Below are 23,414 nucleotides of genomic sequence, written 5' to 3'. Positions count from 1 at the left end.
CTGCGGCTCCACCTGGCGCAGAGGCGCTGTTCCAACTGGTGTTGGCCACGGCCTCCGGCACGCGCATCAAGAGCGGACTGGATGGTTTGGGCGCCAACCAGTTCGTGCCCTGGCAGCTTGGCGCGGTGATGCAAGACGTGTACCCGGCACCCCGCCGGGCGACGCGGCCCGCAGCATCAAGAGCAACCCAGCGCCGATCCCAACCGCGCCAATGCAGCGCGCCACGCGCTGTCCAGCTTGCGGCCATCACGCGGGCCGCTGAAGGCGCGACTCGGCGGGGCGGCGTAATGGCGCGCCTTTCCCGCCAATGAAAGAAGCCCGCGGTCATGCGGGCTTTTTCGTTTGAGTGGCGCGTTGCGCTCCCTCTCACTCAGTCATTCATAGCGACGACGTCATCTCTTTGCCTGCGTTCTTCAGTGCCGTGAGGCCAATGCCCACTCGCTTAGCCGCGATTGATCACGAGACATCAGCCCTTTCAAGATCGGCGATCAGCCCTGGCCCGGTCGGGTTCCAGCCGAGCGCCTTCCGCGTCTTTTCGCTTGACGCCACCAGGTCGCGGCCAGCAAATCGCGCCAACCAACCGAAATGCGCAGGCGCCTCTTCCGCGGAGACGGATTTGACAGGCACGTTCAGGCCGCGGCCGATCGCTTCGGCAATATCTCGCATCAGCACGCCTTCTTCGGCCACTGCATGATATTTCGCACCGGCTTCGTTCTTTTCCAGCACCAGTCTGTAAAGACGCGCGACATCCGAGATGTGCGCCGCTGCCCAGCGGTTGCGCCCTTCTTCCACATACGCGGACACGCCCTTCTCGCGCGCCATGGCAACCGCGTAGGTCAGCAGCCCTTGCCGCATCGTGTTGTGAACCTGGGGAAGCCTGACGATCGCGGCGCGCACGCCCTTCAGTGATCGCGCCGTCTGCTCGGAGACGCGGGGAAACGGGAAATCGGGCGGCACGTCGTCGTCCTCGGTCGCAATCCGGCCCGGCGCGGCTAATCCCGCCGTGCCCGCCGTCGCGATGAGTAGTTTGTCCGAACCTGCGAGGACGGAACCCAACGCTTCGATCGCCCGGCGATCGATTTCGCAGGACCGCGCAAAGTTCTCCCAGTCGTGGACAAAGCCCAGGTGAATAACGGCGTCGGCGGCGGCTGCGCCTGCCCGCAGGCTGTCGAGATCTTCGAGCGAACCGCGATGGACGTCTGCTCCAATGGCCGCCAGGGATTCCTCCCCTTCATCCGAACGCGCCATGCCGAGAACCTGATGTCCGGCGGCGATCAGCTCCTTGACGGTCGGCATGCCAACAAATCCGGTCGCGCCGGTGACGAAAACACGCATGATCTGGTCTCCAGGTTTTTTCCTGGGAGACAAATCTAGGCGCCGCGACTATCCTGGTAAAGTAGTGACGTTATCATATTAAAATGGCTACCGGGATCGACCGACAACAGCCCAACGAAAACCTCCTCGGGACGTATCTGCGGGACCGGCGCATGAAGCTCGACCCCGCGGCGCTCGGATTTCCTCCGGGGCGCCGGCGCACGCCGGGCCTTCGCCGCGAGGAAGTGGCACAGCGCGCGAATATCAGTACGACCTGGTATACGTGGCTCGAACAAGGTCGCGGCGGCGCGCCTTCGGCCGATGTGCTGGACCGGATCTCGCAGGCGCTGATGCTGACGGACGTCGAGCGCGAACACCTCTTCCTGCTCGGCCTTGGGCGACCGCCCGTGGCGCGCTACCAGGAGAAAGACGGTGTCACGCCGCGTCTGCAGCGCGTCCTCGACGCGTTGGATCCGAGCCCTGCCCTCATTCGTACGGCGACCTGGAACGTCCTCGCGTGGAATCGGGCGGCCACCGTGATGCTGGGCGACTATGGCGCGCTGCCGCCGCACCAGCGCAATGTGCTGCGCACGATCTTCCTTGACCCGCGTGCCCGTGCCGTGCAGTACGACTGGGAGAGCGTCGCGCGCCACGTCATCGGTGCCTTCCGCGTGGATGCCGCACGCGCGGGCGCGGCAACGGAGGTGGAACCTCTCGTCGACGAGTTGTCCCGGCTCAGTCCGGAGTTCAGGGCGATGTGGCGTGACAACGTTGTCCGCGAGGTCCACGGCGAGGCCATCAAGCGCATCCGCCATCCGGTGCTGGGGCCGCTCGCTTTTGAATACTCGACCTTCTCGGTCGACGGCCGGACGGATCTCAGCATGTGCGTCTACAACCCCGCGACGCCAGCGGATGCGGAAAAAATCGCATCGCAGATCGGCTTGGCGTCAACGCTCCCGGCGGCTGTCGATGAAGGGCGCCGCAGCGGAAGCCGACTGGCCCGGTAACCCGGGCTGAGATTGCAGAAAAGAGGTCTTGCGCAGAGACCTTTACCGTCGAAGATGGATTTGCAAGACAGTGAGCCGGACGACCTTCATCCGGCTCTCGATGCTTACCGCGAGCGCTACCGCCGGGCTATCCTGCTGGCCGGCGATAGCGGCTGACGGCAGTCGTGACGCAACGTCGCTCGAATCGACACGTCACGACAGTTTCGCGACAGTCCACGACGGACTCGTTTCACTCCCACTCGATCGTCGCAGGCGGCTTGCCCGACACGTCATACACGACCCGGTTCAGCCCGCGCACTTCATTGATGATGCGGTTCGACACCCGGCCCAGCAACGCGTACGGCAGGTGCGCCCAGTGGGCGGTCATGAAGTCGGTCGTCTGCACGGCGCGCAGCGCGGTCACATAGTCGTACGTGCGGCCATCGCCCATCACGCCGACGGACTTGACGGGCAGGAACACCGCAAACGCCTGGCTCGTCAGGTCGTACCAGCTCTTGCCGACATCGCCCTCGCCGCACAGGCCCGCTGCGGCGTCTTGCGCCGTCGCCTTGGTGCCGCGCAGTTCTTCGATGAAGATCGCATCGGCACGGCGCAGCAGGTCGGCGTATTCGCGCTTGACCTCGCCCAGGATCCGCACGCCCAGGCCCGGGCCCGGGAACGGATGGCGATACACCATTTCGTGCGGCAGGCCGAGCGCCACGCCCAGCTCGCGCACCTCGTCCTTGAACAGGTCGCGCAGCGGTTCGAGCAGCTTCAGACCCAGCGTTTCCGGCAGGCCGCCCACGTTGTGGTGGCTCTTGATGGTCGTGGCCTTCTTGGTCTTGGCGCCGCCCGATTCGATCACGTCGGGGTAGATCGTGCCTTGGGCGAGCCACTTGGCATTCGTCAGCTTCTTGGCCTCGGCCTGGAACACCTCGACGAACTCGCGGCCGATGATCTTGCGCTTGGCTTCCGGATCGGTCACGCCGGCCAGATGGCCGAGGAACTGCTCCGACGCGTCGACGTGCACGACCTTCGCGTGCAGGCGGCCGGCGAACATGTCCATGACCATCTTGCCTTCGTCCAGGCGCAGCAGGCCGTGGTCGACGAACACGCAGGTCAGCTGATCGCCGATGGCGCGGTGAATCAGGGCTGCCGCCACCGACGAATCCACACCGCCCGACAGGCCCAGGATGACCTCTTCATCGCCGACCTGTTCGCGGATCGCCTTGACGGCTTCCTCGATGTGGTCGCGCATGATCCAGTCGGGCTTGGCGCCGGCGATCTCCAGCACGAACCGCTCTAGCATCGCGCGGCCCTGCACGGTGTGCGTGACTTCCGGGTGGAACTGCACGGCGTAGTAGCCGCGCGCCTCGTCAGCCATGCCGGCGACCGGGCAACTCGGCGTGGACGCCATCAGCTTGAAGCCCGGCGGCAGTTCGGTGACCTTGTCGCCGTGGCTCATCCACACCTTGAGCATGCCGTGGCCTTCGGGCGTGGAGAAATCCTGGATGTCCTTGAGCAGGCGGGTGTGGCCGTGCGCGCGCACCTCGGCATAGCCGAATTCGCGGTGGTCGCTCCACTCCACCTTGCCGCCCAGTTGCACGGCCATGGTCTGCATGCCGTAGCAGATGCCGAGCACCGGCACGCCCAGGTCCCACACCGCTTGCGGCGCGCGCAGCTGGTGGTCTTCATAGGTGCTGGCATGGCTGCCGGACAGGATGATGGCCTTGGGCGCGAACTCGCGCACAAAGGCGTCGGACACGTCGTTCGGATGGATTTCGCAGTAGACGTGGGCTTCGCGCACACGCCGCGCGATCAGTTGCGTGACCTGCGAGCCGAAATCAAGGATGAGGACTTTGTCGTGCATGTTGTGGAGGGAGGGAATCGGCGATCGTGTCGACTTCAGTGCCGGGGCCGTAGCCGGGCGGCGGCATGTAAGCGGGTTCTTTGCGCTGGACTTTCTCTGCGCGCTCTCGTTCGCGGGCGGCAAAGGCCTCTTCCTTGGCCTTCTGCGCGCGCACGCGCTCGTTGGTGCGCACGCGGCGCGACGCAGGAATCTGCACGGCGGAGAATGCGGCCAGCACGGCAGCAAACGTGGGCAGCCAGATGCGTCCTGCACCTTCCACCGGCAGGTGGAAGAACAGCAGCCACGCGATCACGAGCACGGCCACGGCCAGGTTCACATGGCCGATCACCTGCGCCACGGCACTGGTGAGCTGCCCGTTGACGGTGGCGTACCACAGCAGCCAGGCCAGGCCGACCAGCACAACGCCGAGGAGCTGGCCATACATGGCCGGATCCGGCTGCGGCAGTTGCAGCGCGCCGAAGATCGATGTCATCGGCGAGGCCAGCAGGACGAGACCGACGCACAGTGCGACAGCCGCATCCAGAAACAGAACGATTCGCAGAAGCGCTTTCATCATCCTCTCCAGTTGCGGGCGGCCGCCCGTGCCTCGGCCACCGGTTGATTCCATGGATCAGCCGGAGCGCCCGCGCGCCCCGGCGGCAGTACTGCTTGCCTTCTATCTTGTGGACGACCGGATCAGTCGCGGTGATAGTTCGGCGCTTCCTTCGTGATCTGCACGTCGTGCACGTGCGATTCGCGCATGCCGGCGGCGGTGATCTCGACAAACTGGCTCTTCTCGTGCCATTCGGCAATCGACGCGCAGCCGCAGTAGCCCATCGACGAGCGGATGCCGCCCGTGAGCTGGTGCACGATCGGCAGCACCGAACCCTTGAACGGCACACGGCCCTCGATGCCTTCCGGCACGAGCTTGTCGACGTTGGCGGTGTTGTCTTCCTGGAAGTAGCGGTCGGCCGCGCCATCCTTCATGGCGCCCACCGAGCCCATGCCGCGGTAGCTCTTGTACGAGCGGCCCTGGTACAGGAACACCTCGCCCGGGGCTTCTTCCGTGCCGGCGAACATGCCGCCCATCATCACGGTGTGCGCACCGGCCGCGAGCGCCTTGGCGACGTCGCCCGAGTAGCGGATCCCGCCGTCGGCAACGAGCGGCACGCCGGTGTTCTTCAGCGCCTCGGCCACGTTGGAGACCGCCGTAATCTGCGGCACGCCGACGCCGGCAACGATCCGGGTCGTGCAGATCGAGCCCGGGCCAATACCCACCTTGACGCCATCCGCGCCGTGGTCGACCAGCGCCTTGGCGGCTTCAGCCGTGGCGATGTTGCCGCCGATCACCTGCACTTGCGGGTAGTTGTCCTTGATCCAGCGCACGCGGTTGAGCACGCCCTGGCTGTGGCCGTGCGCCGTGTCGACGACAATCACGTCCACGCCGGCCTTGACCAGCAGTTCGACGCGCAGATCATTGTCCGGCCCGACGCCCACCGCGGCGCCCACACGCAGCGAGCCCCGCTCGTCCTTCGAGGCAAGCGGGTATTCGGTGGCCTTCTGGATATCCTTGACGGTGATGAGGCCGCGCAGCTCGAAAGCGTCGCCCACCACCAGCACACGCTCCAGGCGGTGCTTGTTCATCAGGCGCTTGGCTTCTTCCAGCGAGGCGCCTTCCTTGACGGTGACGAGCTTCTCGCCCGGCGTCATCTTGGCGCGCACCGGGGCGTCCAGCTCCTCTTCGAAACGCAGGTCGCGGTTGGTGATGATGCCCACCACCTTCTTGCCTTCCAGCACCGGGAAGCCCGAGATGCCGTGCTGGGCCGACAGCGCCATCACGTCGCGGATCTTCATGTCCGGACCGATGGTGATCGGGTCGCGCAGCACGCCCGATTCAAAGCGCTTGACCTTGGCGACTTCGCGCGCCTGTTCTTCCGGCTTCAGGTTCTTGTGGACGATACCGATGCCACCTTGCTGCGCCATGGCGATGGCGAGCCGGGCTTCCGTGACCGTATCCATGGCGGCGGACACGAGCGGAATGGCGAGTTCGATTGAACGGGTGAGCTTGGTGCGAAGAGACGTATCGCGGGGCAGGACGGCCGAGTAGGCCGGGACGAGCAGCACATCATCGAACGTGAGTGCTTTCTGGACAAGACGCATAGCAATTTCCTCTAGGCGCAAAATCGGATTATACGGGAATTCGCCCCACGATTGTAGAGACCCGTGCTATGCTCGATAAATTTTTCTTCGCGCACGCACCGATTGGTGCCCTGCGCCGCCAGTGGCCGCTCTTGTGGGGAGGCCCCGTATGGCGAGGGTGCCGGCTCCGCGCGTCTTCGAAATGGGAATTGGCGTATTGTGCGCCCTTCTGGCAGGGGCCATGTGGGGCATGGTCTTCATTGCGCCCCGGGCGCTGCCGGCGTTCTCGCCGTGGGAACTGACCCTCGGCCGCTACCTCGCCTACGGCGCCATCGCAATCATTGCCACCGCGCCGCAGCTTGCGCGCATTGCCCGCAAACTCACCCGCGCCGATTGCCTCGCGCTGGTGCGCCAGTCCTGCGCAGGCAACCTCGTCTATTACGTCCTCCTAGCCTTTGCCGTCCAACTGGCCGGCGTCGCGCCTGCATCGCTCATCATCGGCGTCCTGCCCATTACCGTGACGGTGCTGGGCCGCGGCGACCACGGCGCCGCGCCCCTCTCCCGGCTGATCTGGCCGCTGGCCGTGGTGGCCGCCGGCATCGTCTGCATCAATGTCGACGTGTTCGGGCAGGCGGCCGCGGCAGCCGATCCTGCCCGCCCGGTATGGCAGCGCATTGCCGGTATCGCGTGCGCGGTCGGCGCGCTGTGCAGTTGGACGTGGTACGCCGTGGACAACGCCCGGTACCTGCAGCGCAATCCGCATTTCTCGGGCAACGAATGGTCGGCGCTGTACGGCATGTCGACCGGCGTGCTGTCGGCCGCATTGACGGTGATCGCGCTGCTGGTGGCCGGCACAGCCTGGGCCAGCGGCGGCGGGCGCGTCTGGACCACGTTCTGGGTAGTCAATGCGGCTGTCGCCCTGGGGGCGTCGCTGATCGGCAACAACCTGTGGAACGTCGCGTCACGGCGCCTGCCGCTCACGCTGTCGGGCCAGATGATCGTGTTCGAGACGCTGTTCGCCCTGGCATACGGCTTCGTGTACGACGGCCGCTGGCCGCGCCCGCTCGAGATTGCCGCCATCGCGCTGCTGATCGTGGGTGTCGGCTGGTCGGTGCGCTTGCACGCCGAAGACAAGTCTGCATAAACTGGGCGCCTTGCCGGGGGGCGAGTCAACAGGCGGGGCCATGCCGTCGGCCTGGATCATCGAGTGGCGATCACGCCACCGGCCTCCGTGCGCGCCGTGGGGCCGTCGTCGGGTCGGCCAGCGCGCCGCCGGCAGTCCATCGAACGAGAACTCCATGAAACGACTGCACGTCTTGCTGCCTGCCGCTGCCACCCTGATCGCCATCGCCTGCCCGGCCGCCTCTGCCCAGTGGGCGTGGCAATGGCGCGACGAGAAGGGACAGATGGTCTACAGCGACGCCGCGCCGCCGCCCTCCGTTCCACCCAGCCGCATCATCCGCAATCCGAACAGCCGCACGGCGACGGCGTATGAGGCACTTCCCGCCGCGGCGTCGAGCGCCAAGGCCGCCGACACCGCCACGGCGAAGGCGGGCCAGCCGGCTTCTGCCGTGGCCGCGCCCAACCCCGACGAAGAACTGCGCAAGCGGCTGGCCGATCGGGCCAAGAAGGAACAGGAGGAAGCCAGGCAGGCCGAAGCCGCACAACGCAAACAGGCAGAATGCCAGCGGCTGCGCAACGAGACGGCCTATATGCAGGAAGGCCGCCGCGTCGGCACCGCGCAGGCCGATGGCTCGATCGCGTACATGGACGACAACCAGCGCGCCGCCGCGGTTCAGCGCAACCAGGCCGCGATCAGCGCGAACTGCAGCTGAGCGCGCGTCATTCCACGACGTCGCCCTTGGGCGCCTCGTTGCGCAGCCATTTCAGTCCTTCGCGCGTGCCCGTGGCACGCACCTTCTGCACGCGGCGGCGACGCGCGGTCTTCGGGTCGGCAATCAGCGGCCCGAGGATTTCCACGCGGTCGCGCGCGTGCAACGGCGCATCGGGCGTCGTGCGCTTGCCGTAGACCGCCAGCCGGCACGCGTCCGATGCGAGTTCCGATTCGTTGAGCAGGCCGGACACGCGCACCGCGTCGGCCACCGTCGCGCGGGCAGGCACCCGCACATGGACGAGCCTCGGCGGCACGACCGTCGCCAGGCAGACCATCACGTCGATGCAATCAGGATTCGCCATAGACCGTCTCGGCGCGCTTGACGAACGAATCGACAAAGGTGTTGGCGATCATGCTGAACACCGGGCCGATCAGCTTTTCCAGGATCACGCTGGAAAATTCGTAATGCAGGTGGAAGTTGATCTTGCAGGCATCGGCGCGCAGCGGCGTAAAAATCCAGAAACCGGTGAAGGCCTTGAAAGGCCCGTCGGCGAACGTCATATCGATGCGTGTCGGCCGTGTTTGCGTGTTGCGCGTGCGGAAGAACTGGTGGATGCCCTTGAAAGCGATGTCGACGCGCGCGTCGAGCGACGTTTCGGTCTGCTCGTAGATTTCCACCCCGCCGCACCACGGCAGGAAGTTCGGATAGTCCTTGACGTTGGTCACCAGGTCGAACATCTGTTCGGCCGAGTAGCCGATCAACACGGTTTTTTCAACGTCTGCCATGCGTCATCCGGAAGCTTTACGCGCCGCTTGCCCCTTGCTGATCGGGACTTGCGGCGGATTTGTTAAACTCGCCATTTTATCGCAGCGCACATGGAAGCCGCTTTCCTGATGCGCCCACCGCACATTCCAACGTATGACCATCGCCGACAACAAGAAAGCCTTTTTCGATTACTTCATCGAAGAGCGCTACGAGGCGGGCATCGTACTCGAGGGCTGGGAGGTGAAGGCCATCCGCGCCAACCGCGCGCAGATCAAGGAAGGCTACGTCGTGATCCGCAATGCGGAGCTGTTCCTGATCGGCGCCCACATCAGCCCCTTGCAATCGGCCTCCACCCACGTCAAGCCTGATCCCGTGCGCACCCGCAAGCTGCTGCTGCATGCCGAGGAGATCAAGAAGCTCATCGGCAAGGTCGAGCAGCGCGGATACACGCTCGTGCCGCTCAACCTGCACTACACGCGCGGCCGCGTGAAGTGCGAAATCGGTCTGGCCAAGGGCAAAAAGCTCTTCGACAAGCGCGAAACCGAAAAGAACCGCGACTGGCAGCGCGAAAAGGCGCGCCTCATGCGCGAAAAGGCCTGAGCCGCCCCGCGCATTCCCTTCACTGCGCTTCAGGCGCTGGGCCGCTGCTGCTTCACGATCGTCAATGCTGACGCAATCATCGTGCTCAGGTCGCCCATGTTGCCCGGCACGATGAGCGTGTTGCCCTGCTTGGCCAGGTTGCCGAACGCGCTCACATACTCCTCCGCCACCTTCAGGTTGACCGCGTCGATACCGCCTTCGGTGCGGATCGCCTGACCGATCTTCTGGATGGCCTGCGCGTTGGCCTCGGCCACGGCAAGAATGGCTGCCGCCTCGCCCTGCGCCTTGTTGATGGCCGCCTGCTTCTCGCCTTCCGACTTCTGGATCGCGGCCTCGCGCGCGCCGGACGCCAGGTTGATCTGCTCCTGGCGCTTCCCTTCCGATGCCGCGATCAGCGCACGCTTTTCGCGCTCCGCCGTGATCTGCGCCTGCATGGCGTGCAGGATCTCCTTCGGCGGCGTCAGATCCTTGATCTCATAGCGCAGCACCTTCACGCCCCAGTTCGAGGCCGCCTCGTCCAGCGCGTTGACCACGCTGTGATTGATGAAATCGCGCTCCTCGAACGTCTTGTCGAGCTCGAGCTTGCCGACCACGGAGCGCAGGGTCGTCTGCGCGAGCTGCGTGATAGCGATCACGAAATTGCTCGAACCGTACGAGGCCCGCATCGGGTCGGTCACCTGGAAGTACAGGATGCCGTCCACCTGCAGTTGCGTGTTGTCCTTGGTGATGCAGATCTGGCTCGGCACGTCGAGCGGGATTTCCTTGAGCACGTGCTTGTAGGCGACCCGGTCGACAAACGGCAGCACGATATTGAGCCCCGGCGACAGCGTTGCGTGGTACTTGCCCAGGCGCTCCAGAATCCAGGCGTGCTGCTGCGGCACGATCTTGATGCCCTGCGCGATGAGCACAATGGCCGCAAACAGGACGATGATCGCGAGAGTCCCCAGCTCGAACATAGAACCTCCGTGGTTGGGCGTGTGGGTTGTTATTTGGGGGCAACGACAAGCACGTTGCCGCGGACTTCAACAATGCGGAATTCACCGGCCGACGCCGCTGCATCGGGTGCCAACTCAACGTCCCAGGCGGCACCGCGGTATTGCACGCGCGCGCGGCGCTCGGGCGACCACGCATCGACCCGCAGCAGCTCGCCGATATCCAGATTGACGTTGCGGTTGCGAGCGGCATCTTCGCGCGGGATGCGGCCGTAGCGGGACCGCCGCAACGCCACGATGCCGAACACCGCGACGATTGCCGCGACCACGGCCTGGGCGGGGAATGCCAGGCCGGACAGCGCCGCCAGGCCGCCAGCCACCAGGCCCATCGCGACCATCAGCAGATAGAACGTCCCCGTCATCAGCTCGCCGATGACGAGCAGCACGGCAAGCACGAACCAGACGGTCTGAGCCGACATACTCCCTCTCCCTGAATCCCAGAAAAAAGCCCCCGCGACGCTGCACGTCTGCGGGGGCATGTCGCTCGGCCCCCGCCAGCATCTCGCGCTGCCGGGCACTTCGCGTTCTTGTTGGCGCGCACCCCGAAGGATACGCACCTTGTCTTACAACACTCTAGCTCAGGCCGAGCCCAGCTTCTGCCAGGTTTCGATCACCGAATCCGGGTTCAGCGAGATCGACGAGATGCCTTCCTTGGCCAGCCACTCGGCAAAATCCGGATGATCGGACGGGCCCTGACCGCAGATGCCGACGTACTTGTTCATCGACAGCGCCGTGGAGATCGCGCGCTGCAGCATGAACTTGACCGCCGGATCGCGCTCATCGAAATCCTTGGCCAGCAGCTCCATGCCGGAGTCCCGGTCCAGGCCCAGCGTGAGCTGCGTCAGGTCGTTCGAACCGATCGAGAAGCCGTCGAAGTACTGCAGGAACTGCTCGGCCAGGATCGCGTTGGACGGCACTTCGCACATCATGATCAGGCGCAGGCCGTTCTCGCCGCGCTTCAGGCCGTACTTGGCCAGCAGCTCGACAACCTTCTCGGCCTGGCCGAGCGTGCGCACAAACGGGACCATCACCTCGACGTTGGTCAGGCCCATCTCGTCGCGCACGCGCTTCATGGCGCGGCATTCCATCTCGAACGCTTCGGCAAAGTCCTCGGCGATGTAGCGCGAGGCGCCACGGAAGCCCAGCATCGGGTTTTCTTCGTCCGGCTCGTAGCGCGAACCGCCGATCAGCTTCTTGTACTCATTGGACTTGAAGTCCGACAGGCGCACGATGACGGGCTTCGGATAGAACGCGGCGGCAATCGTCGCCACGCCCTCGGCCAGCTTGTCGACGTAGAACGCGCGCGGGCTGGCATGGCCGCGGGCCACGCTTTCCACGGCCTTCTTCAGGTCGCTGTCGACCTGCGGGTAGTCAAGGATCGCCTTCGGGTGGACGCCGATGTTGTTGTTGATGATGAATTCCAGACGGGCCAGGCCCACGCCGCCATTCGGGATCTGGCAGAAATCGAACGCCAGTTGCGGGTTGCCGACGTTCATCATGATCTTCGTGCTGATCGTGGGCATTTCGCCCCGCTGCACTTCGGTCACTTCGGTTTCCAGCAGGCCGTCGTAGATCTTGCCTTCGTCGCCTTCGGCGCAGGAAACGGTCACCAGCGTGCCGTCCTTCAGCACGTCGGTGGCATCGCCGCAGCCGACCACGGCCGGCACGCCGAGTTCACGCGCGATGATGGCTGCGTGGCACGTACGGCCGCCACGGTTCGTGACGATGGCGGAGGCGCGCTTCATCACCGGCTCCCAGTTCGGGTCGGTCATGTCGGCGACGAGCACGTCGCCCGGCTGCACGCGTTCCATCTCGGCCGGATCGTTGATCACGCGCACCGGGCCCGTGCCGATCTTCTGGCCAATGGCGCGGCCGGTGGTGAGCACCGGTGCCGAACCCTTCAGGCGGAAGCGCTGCTCGACCTTGCCGGCAGCCTGGCTCTTCACGGTCTCGGGGCGGGCCTGCAGAATGTAGATCTTGCCGTCCTTGCCGTCCTTGCCCCACTCGATGTCCATCGGGCGGCCGTAGTGCTTCTCGATGATGACGGCGTACTTGGCCAGCTCCGTTACGTCGTCGTCGGTGATCGAGTAGCGGTTGCGCAGCTCACCCGGCACGTCGACGGTCTTCACACGACCGGCTTCGCCTGGCGCGGTGAATTCCATCTTGATCAGCTTGGAGCCGATCGAGCGGCGGATGATCGGGTACTTGCCCGCCGCCAGCGTCGGCTTGAAGACGTAGAACTCGTCCGGGTTCACGGCGCCCTGCACCACCGTTTCGCCCAGGCCGTAGCTGGAGGTGATGAAAACGACATCCTGGAAACCCGATTCGGTATCGATCGTGAACATCACGCCCGAAGCGCCGCAATCGGAACGCACCATGCGCTGGATACCGGCCGACAGTGCCACCACGTCGTGGGCGAAGCCCTTGTGGACGCGGTACGAAATCGCGCGATCGTTGTACAGCGAGGCGAAGACGTGCTTGATCTTGTCGAGCACATCGTCGATACCGAGCACGTTGAGATAGCTCTCCTGCTGGCCAGCGAACGACGCGTCGGGCAAGTCCTCGGCGGTGGCGGACGAACGCACCGCGAAGGACGCTTCAGCACCTTCGCGCTTGGAAACGCGTTCGTAGTGCTCGCGGATCTCCTGCTCCAGGCGCGGCTGGAACGGCGCGGTGGCGACCCACTCGCGGATCTCCTTGCCGGCGGCGGCCAGCGCCTTGACGTCATCGACGTCGAGGCTGGCCAGGCGCTGGGAGATGCGCTCGGTCAGGTTGTTGTGTGCAAGGAAATCGCGGAACGCCAGCGCCGTGGTGGCAAAACCGCCCGGAACGCGCACACCGGCGCTGTCCAGCTGGGAGATCATCTCGCCCAGCGAAGCGTTCTTACCGCCAACGACCTCGACATCGGTCATCCGCAATTGCTCGAACGGCAGCACATAGGCGCCGTCTTGCGACAGGTTAGTCATACAAGCCCCTAAACTAAGTGAAAAACCGGTCGGATGCGCGCGGGCTTTGTTCTTGTCGTCTGGCCGCACGAATCGCTTGGCTAAGCCATCCGCAGCGACGCCGCGACGGCCGCTCTGGCATTGTCTGGCGCCCGATGGACCCGAATTGCTTAGCTAAACGATCGCCGCTATTCTACCGTGCCGCAGCACGAATTCCTGCCGGCGTGCTGGAAAAACCCCTCGTTTTCAATGACTGACCTCGCCGCCTCATCTGGCACCCCCGCTGCCGCCCGCGCGCCCGTCCGCACCGTGTTCATCGTGTCGGATGGCACCGGGATCACCGCTGAGACCTTCAGCCATTCGATCCTGGCCCAGTTTGAAATGAAGTTCCGCCAGGTGCGGATTCCGTTTGTCGACACGATCGACAAGGCGCATGTTGCAGTCGCCAAGATCAACGAGGCGTTCCACGCCGAAGGGGTGAAGCCGATCGTCTTCACCACGCTGGTGGATGCAGAGGCCAACGAGATCGTCCATCGGGCCAAGGCCACCATCCTGGACATGTTCCAGACCTTCATCGAGCCGCTCGAGAAGGAACTCGGCCTGAAGTCGACCCACGCCATCGGCCGCTTCCACCAGAACGCCGATACCGAGGCGTACAAGAACCGTATCGAAGCGATCAACTTTTCACTTGCCCACGATGACGGTCAATCACACAAGAACCTGGCGGAGGCCGATGTGATCCTGGTGGGGGTCTCGCGCAGCGGCAAGACGCCGACGAGCCTCTACCTGGCGATGCAATACGGCGTGAAGTCGGCCAACTACCCGCTCATCCCGGACGATTTCGAGCGCGGCAAGCTGCCCTCGGTGCTGTACGACTACAAGAGCAAGATCTTCGGGCTGTCGATCGATCCGCAGCGCCTGTCGGAAATCCGGAACGAACGTCGCCCAGGCAGCAAATATGCGGCCCTGGAAAACTGCCGCTATGAAGTGAACGAGGCGGAATCGCTGATGCGGCGCGAGGGGATCAAGTGGCTGTCGTCGACGCACAAGTCCATCGAGGAAATTGCCACGACGATCCTGCAGGACATCAAGATGGAGCACAACAACTACTGAACGCGACGTTCCCGAGGAAGACGGCCGGCATTGCACCGGCCGTTTTGCTTTTGCGGCGCCCGGTCAGGCTCCGTTGCGCACCCAGTTGCCACCGTGGGCAGCGGCTTGCGCCGCGGGCGAGCTCGCCAGATATGCCAGTGCCTGCTCGGTGGAGCCCTCGTGATGCGGCGTGTAGCTCGGCCGGAAATAGCGCAGCGCCGCCCCCAGCATCTTCCAGAACGACGGCAGGCAGCCTCGCCGCGAGCCGTGCCACCATCCGCGGATGAAGCCGGGAAAGCGCCCCGCGCCCGGATCGCGCTTGTACATGAAGCGGAAGCCCGTGACGAGGAAATACAGCAACAGCAGGATCGTGGTCAGCATGTGGAAGCAGCGCTCGGCGTACGTCCCACCCATGTGGCGGAAGATGTCGAACGCCACGGTGCGGTGCTCGACTTCCTCGGCGCCGTGCCAGCGCAGGAGGTCGAGCATGACCGGATCGGCGTGGGCGGCATCCAGCCCCTTTGCGTTGAGCACCCAGTTACCGAGATAGCCGAAGAAGTGCTCCAGCGCGGCGATGATGCCGAGCCGCTGTCGCAACCAGAAACGGGTGTGGCCGATCTTCAGGCCGAGCGGCCGTTCGCCGAGCACCTTCGAGAACAGCCAGTCCAGCCGTTGCGTGAAGGGTTGCGTGTCAATGCCGTGGTCCTTGTAGTAATGCGCAAGCACACCGCCATGCGAGCGCGAATGGACGGCCTCCTGCCGCAGGAAGCCCTCCGCGTCGGCGCGCAGCTTCGTGTCGGCAATCAACGGCAGGGCCTTGTTGTAGACGCGGCAGAACCACAACTCCCCAGCGGGAAACAGCAGGTTGAGGATGTTGATGATGTGCGTGCTGGACGGGTCGCCGGGAATCCACTGGATGGGCGTGTTCGCCCAGTCGAAGCGGACGTGGCGGGCCTTGATGTAATAGTCGGGCGCGGTCATGGCGGATCTCCTGTCGTTCTCGTTCGCCGCACTCAATCACCGGTGATGCTCACACGCGCGATCAGCCTGCCGAGCCATGGCGCATAGCGGGAGATCAAGCGCGACGCATGCGCCTCGATGCCGATCGTGACGACGGGCTGGTTGCGCAGCACCGCGCGCAGCATCGCTTTGGCGACCATTTCGGGTTTCAGGCCGCGCAGCTGGTAGAGCCGGGTTGCGCGGGCGCGCAATTGCGCCTGCCGCGCCACGGTGGCACCGGCATAGACGGTCGAGGCCATGATCCCGGTCTGCGCAAAACCCGGGCAGATGGCCGAAACGCCGATGCCGTGCCCGGCGAGCTCGCCCCGCATGCATTCGGACAGCATCAGCACTGCGGCTTTCGTCGTCGCATAGGCCGCGAGATCGCGCGACGGAGCAAACGACGCGGCCGAGGCGGTATTCAGGATGTGCCCGCCCTGCCCACGCTCGACCATCTGCCGCGCGAACAGCCGTGCGCCGTGGATCACGCCCCACACGTTCACATGCAGGACGCGTTGCCAATCGCCCTCGGTGGTGTCGACAATGCCGCCGGCCATGCCGATGCCCGCGTTGTTGACGACGATGTCCGCGCCGCCAAGCGCCTTGCCGACCCACTCGACCAGCGCCTCCATCTGCTCCGCGCTGCCGACGTCGGCGGCGCGCGCCCACGCCACGCCGCCGCTGAGCCGGACCAGCGTGGCGGTGCGCTCGGCGTCTTCGGCCCGGATGTCGACGGCGACAATGGCTGCGCCCTGCTCGGCAAACTCGAGCGCCGCACACCGGCCGATGCCGCTGCCCGCCCCCGTGATGACGGCCAGCTTGCCCGCGAGTGGCCTGCGGTCGCCATGTTGGCGGGCGCGCTGCAGCGCTTCGGGCTCCGGCGCGCCTTCGATGTGGTCGATCAGCTCGCGCGCCAGCTCGGCCATGCGCCCCGCGTGCGTAACGGGCAGCCAGTGCCCCGCAACGACCTCCCGCCGCCAATACTGCGGCGCCCAGCGCGACAGGTCTTCCGACAACGCTGGGCTGACGTACTTGTCCAGCGTCGGCACGATGACCTGCACCGGCGCGTGTGCGACACGCTTGCGCGGCGCAAACAGGCTGCGGATGAAGTTGGCGCGATACAGCGACACTCCGTTCACGCCGTCTGCCGTCTGTGTCGCGCGCGGCGTGATGGCGGTCTTCTCCACGCGGCGAAGCACGCGTGGCCAGGCGCGGCCCAGCCACAGGCGCCAGCTCAGCTCCGGCACGATCGGCAGGTGGAACAGCAGCACGTACCACGAGCGCACGAGCTGCCCCAGCATCTTGCCCAGCGACGCCGGCGTCGGCCGCAGCAGCCGCGCGCGCATCCAATGCCCGACGTGGTCGAGGCACGGTCCCGAGCACGACGTGTACGACGCGATGCGCCCGCGCAGGCGTTCCTCCGTCACGAATTCCCACGACTGGATCGAGCCCCAGTCATGCGCGATGAGGTGGACGGCCTTGCCCGGGCTCAGTGTATCGATGACAGCGATGAAGTCCCCGGTGAGCCGCGCGAAGGTGTAGTGGCGCATCCCCCTGGGTGCGCTCGATCGCCCTGCGCCGCGCACGTCGTAGGCGATGACGTAGTAGTCGCGCGCGAGCAGCGGTGCCATGTCGTGCCAGACCTCGCTGTTGTCGGGATAGCCGTGGACGAGCACGACGGTCGGGCGCGCCGGGTCGCCCCACGTTTTGACGGCCAGCGTGACGTCGCCGGAGTGCACGGTGCGCTCGGCGCGCGGGAACGCCGCGGCCGGCTCGAACAGCGCCAGCGGGGCCTCTTCGAGAAGCGTCTGCATCGGAAACCTCCGGCGCCGTCAGGCCGCGCGCTGTTGTGTCATCTGGCGCTGCTGCCAGCGGCGCACGTGCGGCAGGTCGTCGTCGAGCCAATACGCATCGTCCTCCGTAATGACGAGCAGCTCCTCGAACTTGGCGCCAACGCCGTGGAAGCCCAGGTGAGGCTCGACCGCCCACAGGCCGGGCACCGGTGCATGTTCCGAGCGCCGGTCGATCGACCACAGCGGCGACCACCCCTCCTGCTTGCCGCTGCGCACCTGCTCGAGCATCAGGTTGCGCGTGGCGTTCAGCCCGAACCGCGCCACGAAGCGCGGCGTGGACGGCCTCTGCAGCTTTGCCACGCGATGCGCGAGCACCTTGAACGGATACGCCTTGTGGCGCGGTTCCACGCCCTGCTTCATGCAGAGCTGGTCCACCGCACGTGCCACATCCGCCATCGAGCGCCGCTCGCGGACCAGCCGCACGATGCGTTCGCGGTGCGCCATCAGGTCGTCCTGCAGTTGCTCGAGGATGGCGTTCTCCCCGAGGCACATGGCGTAGCCGACATCGGCAATCACGCCATTGCGCACCGGCGCCACGTCGAGGATGACGGGCATGTTCTCTTCCAGCCGCCGCGACGATGGAAAGAACGCCAGATTGAAACCGCCCAAGTGAGCAAGGCCCGAAAAACCCTGGAACGCCGTGCGATCACCAAACCAGGCAAACGGCTTGTGCAGCCAGTCGTGTACGCCGCGATCGCCAAGCCATTCGGTGAGCAGCTTGGCAGCATCCTTTTCCGTCATGCCCGGGCGAAGCATGGCTCCGACGGCCTCGACGCACTGGTAGGCAAGCTGCTGGATTTCGCGGAATTGCGCCAGTTCGTCCATATTGACGTGCGCCAGCGTGGGGGTCGGCATGGCGGTCTCCTTGAGTCTGGTTATCTGGGGCGCTCAACGGTGCCGCCACCAATGTTCCATTACTCAATGGCAAAGTCAATGCAGGTTTTGGCGTTTGAAAACACCGTGTGATGGACAGTCGGCAGAAAAATGGCGCCCTAACGCGCCCGACGTTGGCGCACAGCCTCGAACAGGCAGATGGCTGCCGCGGCAGCCACGTTCAGGGATTCCATCCCGCCCGGCTGAGGAATCACGACGGGAGTGGTCACCGCGGAAAGCCAGACGTCCGACACGCCTGCGCCTTCATTGCCGAACACCCAGCCAACGGGCGTATCGAGCCGTACATCGAACACCGCCTGCCTGGCGTGCGAGGACGTCGCCAGCAACGGCACTTGCAGGCGCGACTTCACGCTCTCGAACGTGCAGTGCTCAACGATATTGAGATGGAAATGCGCGCCCATTGCCGCGCGCAGCGTCTTGGCGGACCACGCAAAGGCACAGCCTGCCGTCATGAAGACGTCGCGCACACCCGAGGCGGCGGCGCAGCGCAGGATCGAGCCCACGTTACCGGCGTCCTGGATGCCATCGAGGATCACGCAGTCGGCATCGATGACATGCGGCAGGCGCCCTTCCGGGGTGTCGATCAGGGCCATCACGTCGACCCCGTTCACGACCGTCGTGAGTTGGCTGAACAACGGGTCGGCCAGCAGAATGATCGTCTGCGGATCGACGCGATCCAGCAGTGGCGCGACCTCGGGATGGGCCAGGTGCCGTTCAGAGACGAGGCACTGCTGCGGTATGAACCCGGCATCGAGATAGGCCGCGACGAGATGCACGCCATCGAGCATGGACTGCCCGGCGCGCCGGCGCTGCTGCGTGGAACCCGACAGCGCCTTGAGGTGCTTGAACACCGCGTTGTCGCGGGAGGTGATGTGCTTCACGGAATGATCGGGCCCAATGTCAGTCGTCCCATGCGCTTTGGGCCGCGGCGGCTTCGGCGGTCATCACCGTGAGGCCTTCCAGCGCGCGGCGCACAGGTGCGAACGAGCGGCGATGATGCGGCGTCACGCCATGCAAGTCGATTGCCGCGAGGTGTTGTGGAGTGCCGTAGCCGGCATGGACGTCGAAACCATAGTGCGGGAATTCGACATGCAGCGCGGCCAGTTGCCGGTCGCGCGTGACCTTGGCCAGGATGGACGCCGCCGAGATGGCCGGCACCAGCGCATCGCCCTTGACGACGGCCTCCACGGCAAACGCCACCTGAGGGCAGCGGTTACCGTCCACCTGCACGAGGTCGGGCAGCGCGCCTTGAGCGGCCACGCCCTGCACGGCGCGCTGCATCGCGAGCATCGTGGCGTGCAGGATGTTGATGCGGTCGATTTCTTCAACGGTGGCTTCGGCGACGTGCCAGGCCACGGCTTTCTCGACGATCTCTTCGTACAGCGCCTCGCGCTTCTTGGCGGTGAGGATCTTGGAATCGGCCAGGCCCTTGATGGGCTTGCGGGGGTTGAGGATCACCGCAGCGGCCGTCACGGGCCCGGCGAGCGGCCCGCGCCCGGCCTCGTCCACGCCGCAGAGGATGCGGCGCACGCGCTTGCCCGCCGGCGCTTGCACGAGCGGCAGACCCAGTTGCGCAGGATCGGGATTGCGTCCAGCCATGGTGTCAGAGCCTGCCGCGGCTGCGCAGCAGATCGACCACGACCTTCGCGCCGATCTCCGCCATGTTCTGCTTGAGCGTCAGGTGCATCTGCGTGAAGTGCTCGCGCAGGAACGTGGCGTTGGCGTGGTCGCTCAGCTGCAGCAGCGTCTCGCGCGCGAGCGCCTGGGGCGTCGCGTCATCCTGCAGCAACTCCGGCACGACGAAGCGGCCCGAGAGAATGTTCGGCAGGCCCACGTAGGGCAGATAGCCCTTGCGCTTCATGATCTGCGCCGTGAGCCAGGGCACCTTGTAAGTGATGACCATGGGCTTCTTGTACAGCGCGGCTTCGAGCGTGGCCGTGCCGCTGGCCAGCAGGATGACATCGGCCGCCTCCATCGCTGCATGTGACTGGCCGTCCACCACCCACAGGTGCAGGCCCGGATGCTGGGCACGCAACGCATCGATGCGCTCCCGCAGCATGGCATTGGCCGCCGGCAGCACGAATGCGAGGTCCGGCTCCACCAGCTGCATGCGGGCCATGGCGGCAAACAGGGTCGGCCCGAGATGCTTCACCTCGGAATTGCGGCTGCCCGGAAGCACGGCAACGACCTTGCGGCCCAGCGGCAGCCCCAGGCGCGTGCGGGCGCCTTCCACGTCCGGCACAAGCGGGATCTCGTCGGCCAGCGGATGCCCGACATAGGTGGCCGGAATCCCGGCCTTGGCATAGATCTCTGGCTCGAACGGGAACAGGCACAGGATGTGGTCGACCGCCTTGGCGATCGTCTTGATGCGGCCCGCGCGCCACGCCCAGATCGACGGGCTCACGAAGTGCACCACCGGCACACCCGCCTGCCGCATCGCGATCTCGACGTTGAAATTGAAGTCCGGCGCGTCGACGCCGATGAAGGCCAGCGGCGGCTTGGCCAGCAGGTCCTGCTTGAGCTCCTTGCGGATCGCCAGGATCTCGCGCAACTGGCCGAGCACCTCCACATAGCCGTTGACCGACAGCTTGTGCATCGGCCAGTTCGACTGAAAGCCCTGCTCGGCCATGCGTGCCCCGCCGATGCCGCGGTAGGCGATGTCGGCGGGCAGCTGCGCATGCAGCCCCTTGAGCAGCAGCGAGGCCAGCAGATCGCCGGACGCTTCGCCGGCCACCATGCCGATGCGGCGCACCGGCGCGGTCGGCTCGGTCAACGCACGATGCCGCGCTTGGTCGCGGCAATGAAGTCGGCAAACGTGCTGAGCGCCTCGCGGGTCGGGGCATCGCTTGCCTGGGCCATCTGCGCGGCAATTTCGGCCTTGGCCTGGTCGAAGCTCAGATCGCTCTTGTAGAGCAGCTTGTACGCCTGGCGCAGGCCGGTGATCTGTTCCGCCGTGAAGCCGCGGCGACGCAGGCCTTCCACGTTGATGCCGTGCGGGGCGGCCTTGTTGCCGCCCTTGTCGCTCGCGGCGATCACGAATGGCGGGACGTCCTGCACGAGCGCAGAGGCGCCACCGAGCATGGCGTGGGCGCCAATCCGCACGAACTGGTGCACGCCGGACATGCCGCCCAGGATCGCCCAGTCGCCCACTTCCACGTGGCCGGCAATCTGCGCGTTGCTGGAGAACACGGTGTGGTTGCCGACGCGGCAATCGTGTGCGATGTGCACGTAGGCCATGATCCAGTTGTCATCGCCGATGGACGTGATGCCCGCATCCTGCGCAGTGCCAGTGTGGATCGTGGTGAACTCGCGGATGGTGTTGCGATCGCCCACGATGAGCTGCGTCGGCTCATCGCGATATTTCATGTCCTGCGGGCGGCCGCCCACGGACGCGAAGTGCCCGATGCTGTTGTCGCGGCCGAGCGTCGTGTACCCCTCCACCACCGTGTGGTGGCCGATGCGCGTGCCCGCGCCGATACGCACGTTCGGCCCCACGACCGTGAAGGCCCCGACTTCCACGCTCGAGTCGAGCTCAGCCTTGGGGTCGATCTGCGCGGTCGGATGGATCTTGGTGGCGCTCATGCCTCACCCTTCGGTTCGTCCTTGATGATGGCGCACATGATCTCTGCCTCCGCCGCAAGCTCACCGTCCACCATGGCGAACACCTTGAACTTCCAGAAGCCGCGCTTGCCGCGCAGCACTTCGGCGTTCAGGGAAAGCTGGTCGCCCGGCACAACCTGACGCTTGAAGCGGGCGGCGTCGATGGCCGTGAACAGGTACAGATCGTTCTCCTGGCGCTTATGATCCGGATCGCCAAACGTCAGCAGCGCAGCGGTCTGCGCGAGCGCTTCCAGGATCAGCACGCCTGGCATGACCGGATGCCCCGGAAAGTGGCCATTGAAGAACGGCTCGTTGAACGTCACGTTCTTGATGGCCTTGATGCGCTTGCCGGCCTCGAGCTCCACCACGCGATCCACCAGCAGCATCGGATAACGATGCGGCAGCAGGTCCAGAATTTTCTTGATGTTGAAATCGCTGACGAGGCTCGTCGTCGCGTTAGATGCTTCGGTCATGATTCTTGTCGCAGGTCCTTGACCTGCTGTTCCAGTTGTTGCAACCGTTCGCGCATGCGCGTCAGGCCTCGAACGATGGCCGCGTTGCGCTCCCAGTCGCCATGCGGCATGAACGGGAAGACGCTGGTGAAGTGGCCACCGGGTTTGGTGATGGACTTGGTGATGGACGTGCCGCCCGACACCGTCACGCGATCGGCAATCGTCAGGTGGCCGGCAAAATTGGCCGCGCCGCCGATGATGCAGTAGCGCCCGATCTTGGTGCTGCCCGAGATGGCGGCACAACCGGCGATGACGGTATAGGCGCCCACATGCACGTTGTGCGCGATCTGCACCTGGTTATCGATCTTGCAGCCCTGTTCGACCACCGTGTCGGCCATGGCGCCGCGGTCGATGGCGGTGTTCGCGCCGATCTCGACGTCGTCTCCAATGACGGCCCGGCCCATCTGCGGAATCTTCACCCACTCGCCGCCCTGCGGCCCAAAGTCCGGTGCAAAGCCAAAGCCGTCTGCGCCGATCACGGCGCCGCTATGCACGATGCATCGCGCGCCGATCACGCAGCCGTGGTAGATCGAAACGTTGGCGTAAATGAGCGAGTCATCGCCGATGCACGCACCCGCACCCACAAAGCTGTTGCCGACGATTCGCACGCGTTCGCCCAGCACCGCGCCGGCTTCGATGATGACGTTCGGCCCGATCGAGCACGACGCAGGCACCACAGCACCCTCGCCCACGCTCGCGCTCGGGTGAATGCCGGGCGCAACGGGCCGCGCCGACAGCGCAACAAAGCGCTGCGCCACGCGCGCAAATGCAGCATACGGGTTGGCGGCCACCAGCCAGTTCCGGCCGGCAACGTGCCCCTGGCTTTCGAGCGTCTCCAGATCACGGGCCGACACAATGATCGCGCCCGCGCCCGAACTCACGGCCTGGTTGAGGTACAGCGGATTGGAAAGAAAAGCGAGCTGATCGGCGCCCGCCTGATCGAGCGGCGCGATCGACTTGACGATCAGGCCAGCGTCACCCTGGACGGTCGCGCCGAGCGACGCGGCAAGCTCACCAAGCGAAAACGACATGGGAACAA

23 protein-coding genes and 1 pseudogene are annotated in these 23,414 nt (G+C 65.4%); 6 read left to right on the top strand and 18 right to left on the bottom strand.

What is annotated here, in order from left to right; genetic code table 11:
• Positions 1 to 20: 20 nt before the first annotated feature.
• Positions 21 to 128, top strand: a pseudogene (locus TK49_RS25275) (altronate hydrolase); the annotation flags it as partial.
• A 328-nt stretch (positions 129 to 456) separates the two neighbouring features.
• Here the strand turns inward: TK49_RS25275 and TK49_RS11310 are convergent.
• Positions 457 to 1,335, bottom strand: coding sequence for an SDR family oxidoreductase (locus TK49_RS11310; protein WP_045786781.1), 879 nt, complete (start codon positions 1,333 to 1,335; stop codon positions 457 to 459).
• An 83-nt stretch (positions 1,336 to 1,418) separates the two neighbouring features.
• Between TK49_RS11310 and TK49_RS11305 the strand changes: the two genes are divergently transcribed.
• Positions 1,419 to 2,321: a helix-turn-helix transcriptional regulator gene (locus tag TK49_RS11305; RefSeq protein WP_045786780.1), complete on the top strand. Its 903-nt coding sequence runs from the start codon at positions 1,419 to 1,421 to the stop codon at positions 2,319 to 2,321.
• A 229-nt stretch (positions 2,322 to 2,550) separates the two neighbouring features.
• Here TK49_RS11305 and guaA read toward each other — a convergent pair whose 3' ends face one another.
• From guaA to guaB, 3 genes are all read right to left on the bottom strand, one after another.
• Positions 2,551 to 4,170, bottom strand: a complete 1,620-nt coding sequence (gene guaA, locus TK49_RS11300) for a glutamine-hydrolyzing GMP synthase (RefSeq protein ID WP_045786779.1) — start codon at positions 4,168 to 4,170, stop codon at positions 2,551 to 2,553.
• Entirely contained in the window at positions 4,145 to 4,723 is a 579-nt protein-coding gene (locus TK49_RS11295) for a hypothetical protein (RefSeq protein ID WP_045786778.1), read from the bottom strand. Before TK49_RS11295 ends, guaA begins: the two co-directional genes overlap by 26 nt.
• Positions 4,724 to 4,845: 122 nt before the next feature.
• Complete coding sequence (guaB, locus tag TK49_RS11290) at positions 4,846 to 6,309, bottom strand: IMP dehydrogenase (RefSeq protein WP_045786777.1); 1,464 nt, start codon at positions 6,307 to 6,309, stop codon at positions 4,846 to 4,848.
• A gap of 181 nt (positions 6,310 to 6,490) precedes the next feature.
• Here guaB and TK49_RS11285 point away from each other — a divergent pair, with 181 nt between their 5' ends.
• Positions 6,491 to 7,432, top strand: a complete 942-nt coding sequence (locus tag TK49_RS11285; RefSeq protein ID WP_045786776.1) for a DMT family transporter — start codon at positions 6,491 to 6,493, stop codon at positions 7,430 to 7,432.
• Positions 7,433 to 7,586: 154 nt separating this feature from the next.
• Entirely contained in the window at positions 7,587 to 8,123 is a 537-nt protein-coding gene (locus TK49_RS11280; protein ID WP_045786775.1) for a DUF4124 domain-containing protein, read from the top strand.
• A 7-nt stretch (positions 8,124 to 8,130) separates the two neighbouring features.
• Here the strand turns inward: TK49_RS11280 and TK49_RS11275 are convergent, their stop codons facing one another.
• Complete coding sequence (locus TK49_RS11275) at positions 8,131 to 8,484, bottom strand: RnfH family protein (RefSeq protein WP_045786774.1); 354 nt, start codon at positions 8,482 to 8,484, stop codon at positions 8,131 to 8,133.
• Positions 8,471 to 8,908, bottom strand: coding sequence for a type II toxin-antitoxin system RatA family toxin (locus TK49_RS11270; RefSeq protein ID WP_045786773.1), 438 nt, complete (start codon positions 8,906 to 8,908; stop codon positions 8,471 to 8,473). Before TK49_RS11270 ends, TK49_RS11275 begins: the two co-directional genes overlap by 14 nt.
• 133 nt (positions 8,909 to 9,041) lie before the next feature.
• On the opposite strand from TK49_RS11270, the gene smpB reads away from it, so the two are divergent.
• A complete protein-coding gene (gene smpB, locus TK49_RS11265; RefSeq protein ID WP_045786772.1) occupies positions 9,042 to 9,488 on the top strand; it encodes an SsrA-binding protein SmpB in 447 nt (148 codons plus the stop codon).
• A 29-nt stretch (positions 9,489 to 9,517) separates the two neighbouring features.
• Here smpB and TK49_RS11260 read toward each other — a convergent pair whose 3' ends face one another.
• The 3 genes from TK49_RS11260 to ppsA form a co-directional block, all read right to left on the bottom strand.
• The gene (locus tag TK49_RS11260) at positions 9,518 to 10,444 is read right to left on the bottom strand and encodes an SPFH domain-containing protein (protein ID WP_045786771.1); all 927 of its coding nucleotides are present in this window, start codon (positions 10,442 to 10,444) and stop codon (positions 9,518 to 9,520) included.
• 29 nt (positions 10,445 to 10,473) lie between these two features.
• Positions 10,474 to 10,899, bottom strand: a complete 426-nt coding sequence (locus TK49_RS11255; protein WP_045786770.1) for an NfeD family protein — start codon at positions 10,897 to 10,899, stop codon at positions 10,474 to 10,476.
• A 159-nt stretch (positions 10,900 to 11,058) separates the two neighbouring features.
• The gene (gene ppsA, locus TK49_RS11250; protein WP_045786769.1) at positions 11,059 to 13,446 is read right to left on the bottom strand and encodes a phosphoenolpyruvate synthase; all 2,388 of its coding nucleotides are present in this window, start codon (positions 13,444 to 13,446) and stop codon (positions 11,059 to 11,061) included.
• A gap of 228 nt (positions 13,447 to 13,674) precedes the next feature.
• On the opposite strand from ppsA, the gene ppsR reads away from it, so the two are divergent.
• Positions 13,675 to 14,538, top strand: a complete 864-nt coding sequence (gene ppsR, locus TK49_RS11245; protein ID WP_045786768.1) for a posphoenolpyruvate synthetase regulatory kinase/phosphorylase PpsR — start codon at positions 13,675 to 13,677, stop codon at positions 14,536 to 14,538.
• 63 nt (positions 14,539 to 14,601) lie between these two features.
• Here the strand turns inward: ppsR and TK49_RS11240 are convergent, their stop codons facing one another.
• The 9 genes from TK49_RS11240 to lpxD form a co-directional block, all read right to left on the bottom strand.
• On the bottom strand, positions 14,602 to 15,498 hold the full coding sequence (locus TK49_RS11240) for a metal-dependent hydrolase (RefSeq protein WP_045786767.1): 897 nt from the start codon (positions 15,496 to 15,498) through the stop codon (positions 14,602 to 14,604).
• A gap of 32 nt (positions 15,499 to 15,530) precedes the next feature.
• Positions 15,531 to 17,330: an SDR family oxidoreductase gene (locus tag TK49_RS11235; RefSeq protein WP_045786766.1), complete on the bottom strand. Its 1,800-nt coding sequence runs from the start codon at positions 17,328 to 17,330 to the stop codon at positions 15,531 to 15,533.
• Between the two features lie 18 nt (positions 17,331 to 17,348).
• Entirely contained in the window at positions 17,349 to 18,224 is an 876-nt protein-coding gene (locus TK49_RS11230) for a M24 family metallopeptidase (RefSeq protein ID WP_045786765.1), read from the bottom strand.
• A 137-nt stretch (positions 18,225 to 18,361) separates the two neighbouring features.
• Complete coding sequence (locus TK49_RS11225) at positions 18,362 to 19,144, bottom strand: TrmH family RNA methyltransferase (RefSeq protein WP_045786764.1); 783 nt, start codon at positions 19,142 to 19,144, stop codon at positions 18,362 to 18,364.
• A gap of 19 nt (positions 19,145 to 19,163) precedes the next feature.
• Positions 19,164 to 19,862 (bottom strand): ribonuclease HII, encoded by a 699-nt coding sequence (gene rnhB / locus TK49_RS11220; RefSeq protein ID WP_045786763.1) that lies wholly within the window; start codon positions 19,860 to 19,862, stop codon positions 19,164 to 19,166.
• Between the two features lie 4 nt (positions 19,863 to 19,866).
• Entirely contained in the window at positions 19,867 to 21,000 is a 1,134-nt protein-coding gene (gene lpxB, locus TK49_RS11215; RefSeq protein ID WP_373271739.1) for a lipid-A-disaccharide synthase, read from the bottom strand.
• Positions 21,001 to 21,032: 32 nt separating this feature from the next.
• Positions 21,033 to 21,845, bottom strand: a complete 813-nt coding sequence (gene lpxA, locus TK49_RS11210) for an acyl-ACP--UDP-N-acetylglucosamine O-acyltransferase (protein WP_045786761.1) — start codon at positions 21,843 to 21,845, stop codon at positions 21,033 to 21,035.
• Positions 21,842 to 22,336, bottom strand: a complete 495-nt coding sequence (gene fabZ, locus TK49_RS11205) for a 3-hydroxyacyl-ACP dehydratase FabZ (RefSeq protein ID WP_045786760.1) — start codon at positions 22,334 to 22,336, stop codon at positions 21,842 to 21,844. Before fabZ ends, lpxA begins: the two co-directional genes overlap by 4 nt.
• Positions 22,333 to 23,406, bottom strand: coding sequence for a UDP-3-O-(3-hydroxymyristoyl)glucosamine N-acyltransferase (gene lpxD, locus TK49_RS11200; protein ID WP_045786759.1), 1,074 nt, complete (start codon positions 23,404 to 23,406; stop codon positions 22,333 to 22,335). Before lpxD ends, fabZ begins: the two co-directional genes overlap by 4 nt.
• Between the last annotated feature and the right edge of the window lie 8 nt (positions 23,407 to 23,414).

This window comes from Ralstonia mannitolilytica (genome assembly GCF_000954135.1).
Taxonomy (GTDB): Bacteria; Pseudomonadota; Gammaproteobacteria; order Burkholderiales; family Burkholderiaceae; genus Ralstonia; species Ralstonia mannitolilytica.
Note: the sequence above shows the minus strand (reverse complement) of the source record. Positions and strands in the feature narration are given on the sequence as shown.

Bases quoted from the DNA above. Each gene is read 5' to 3' on its own strand.
- TK49_RS11310 (WP_045786781.1), bottom strand. From the start codon at position 1,335: ATGCGTGTTTTCGTCACCGGCGCGACCGGATTTGTTGGCATGCCGACC.
- TK49_RS11305 (WP_045786780.1), top strand. From the start codon at position 1,419: ATGGCTACCGGGATCGACCGACAACAGCCCAACGAAAACCTCCTCGGG.
- guaA (WP_045786779.1), bottom strand. From the start codon at position 4,170: ATGCACGACAAAGTCCTCATCCTTGATTTCGGCTCGCAGGTCACGCAA.
- TK49_RS11295 (WP_045786778.1), bottom strand. From the start codon at position 4,723: ATGAAAGCGCTTCTGCGAATCGTTCTGTTTCTGGATGCGGCTGTCGCA.
- guaB (WP_045786777.1), bottom strand. From the start codon at position 6,309: ATGCGTCTTGTCCAGAAAGCACTCACGTTCGATGATGTGCTGCTCGTC.
- TK49_RS11285 (WP_045786776.1), top strand. From the start codon at position 6,491: ATGGGAATTGGCGTATTGTGCGCCCTTCTGGCAGGGGCCATGTGGGGC.
- TK49_RS11280 (WP_045786775.1), top strand. From the start codon at position 7,587: ATGAAACGACTGCACGTCTTGCTGCCTGCCGCTGCCACCCTGATCGCC.
- TK49_RS11275 (WP_045786774.1), bottom strand. From the start codon at position 8,484: ATGGCGAATCCTGATTGCATCGACGTGATGGTCTGCCTGGCGACGGTC.
- TK49_RS11270 (WP_045786773.1), bottom strand. From the start codon at position 8,908: ATGGCAGACGTTGAAAAAACCGTGTTGATCGGCTACTCGGCCGAACAG.
- smpB (WP_045786772.1), top strand. From the start codon at position 9,042: ATGACCATCGCCGACAACAAGAAAGCCTTTTTCGATTACTTCATCGAA.
- TK49_RS11260 (WP_045786771.1), bottom strand. From the start codon at position 10,444: ATGTTCGAGCTGGGGACTCTCGCGATCATCGTCCTGTTTGCGGCCATT.
- TK49_RS11255 (WP_045786770.1), bottom strand. From the start codon at position 10,899: ATGTCGGCTCAGACCGTCTGGTTCGTGCTTGCCGTGCTGCTCGTCATC.
- ppsA (WP_045786769.1), bottom strand. From the start codon at position 13,446: ATGACTAACCTGTCGCAAGACGGCGCCTATGTGCTGCCGTTCGAGCAA.
- ppsR (WP_045786768.1), top strand. From the start codon at position 13,675: ATGACTGACCTCGCCGCCTCATCTGGCACCCCCGCTGCCGCCCGCGCG.
- TK49_RS11240 (WP_045786767.1), bottom strand. From the start codon at position 15,498: ATGACCGCGCCCGACTATTACATCAAGGCCCGCCACGTCCGCTTCGAC.
- TK49_RS11235 (WP_045786766.1), bottom strand. From the start codon at position 17,330: ATGCAGACGCTTCTCGAAGAGGCCCCGCTGGCGCTGTTCGAGCCGGCC.
- TK49_RS11230 (WP_045786765.1), bottom strand. From the start codon at position 18,224: ATGCCGACCCCCACGCTGGCGCACGTCAATATGGACGAACTGGCGCAA.
- rnhB (WP_045786763.1), bottom strand. From the start codon at position 19,862: ATGGCTGGACGCAATCCCGATCCTGCGCAACTGGGTCTGCCGCTCGTG.
- lpxB (WP_373271739.1), bottom strand. From the start codon at position 21,000: ATGGTGGCCGGCGAAGCGTCCGGCGATCTGCTGGCCTCGCTGCTGCTC.
- lpxA (WP_045786761.1), bottom strand. From the start codon at position 21,845: ATGAGCGCCACCAAGATCCATCCGACCGCGCAGATCGACCCCAAGGCT.
- fabZ (WP_045786760.1), bottom strand. From the start codon at position 22,336: ATGACCGAAGCATCTAACGCGACGACGAGCCTCGTCAGCGATTTCAAC.
- lpxD (WP_045786759.1), bottom strand. From the start codon at position 23,406: ATGTCGTTTTCGCTTGGTGAGCTTGCCGCGTCGCTCGGCGCGACCGTC.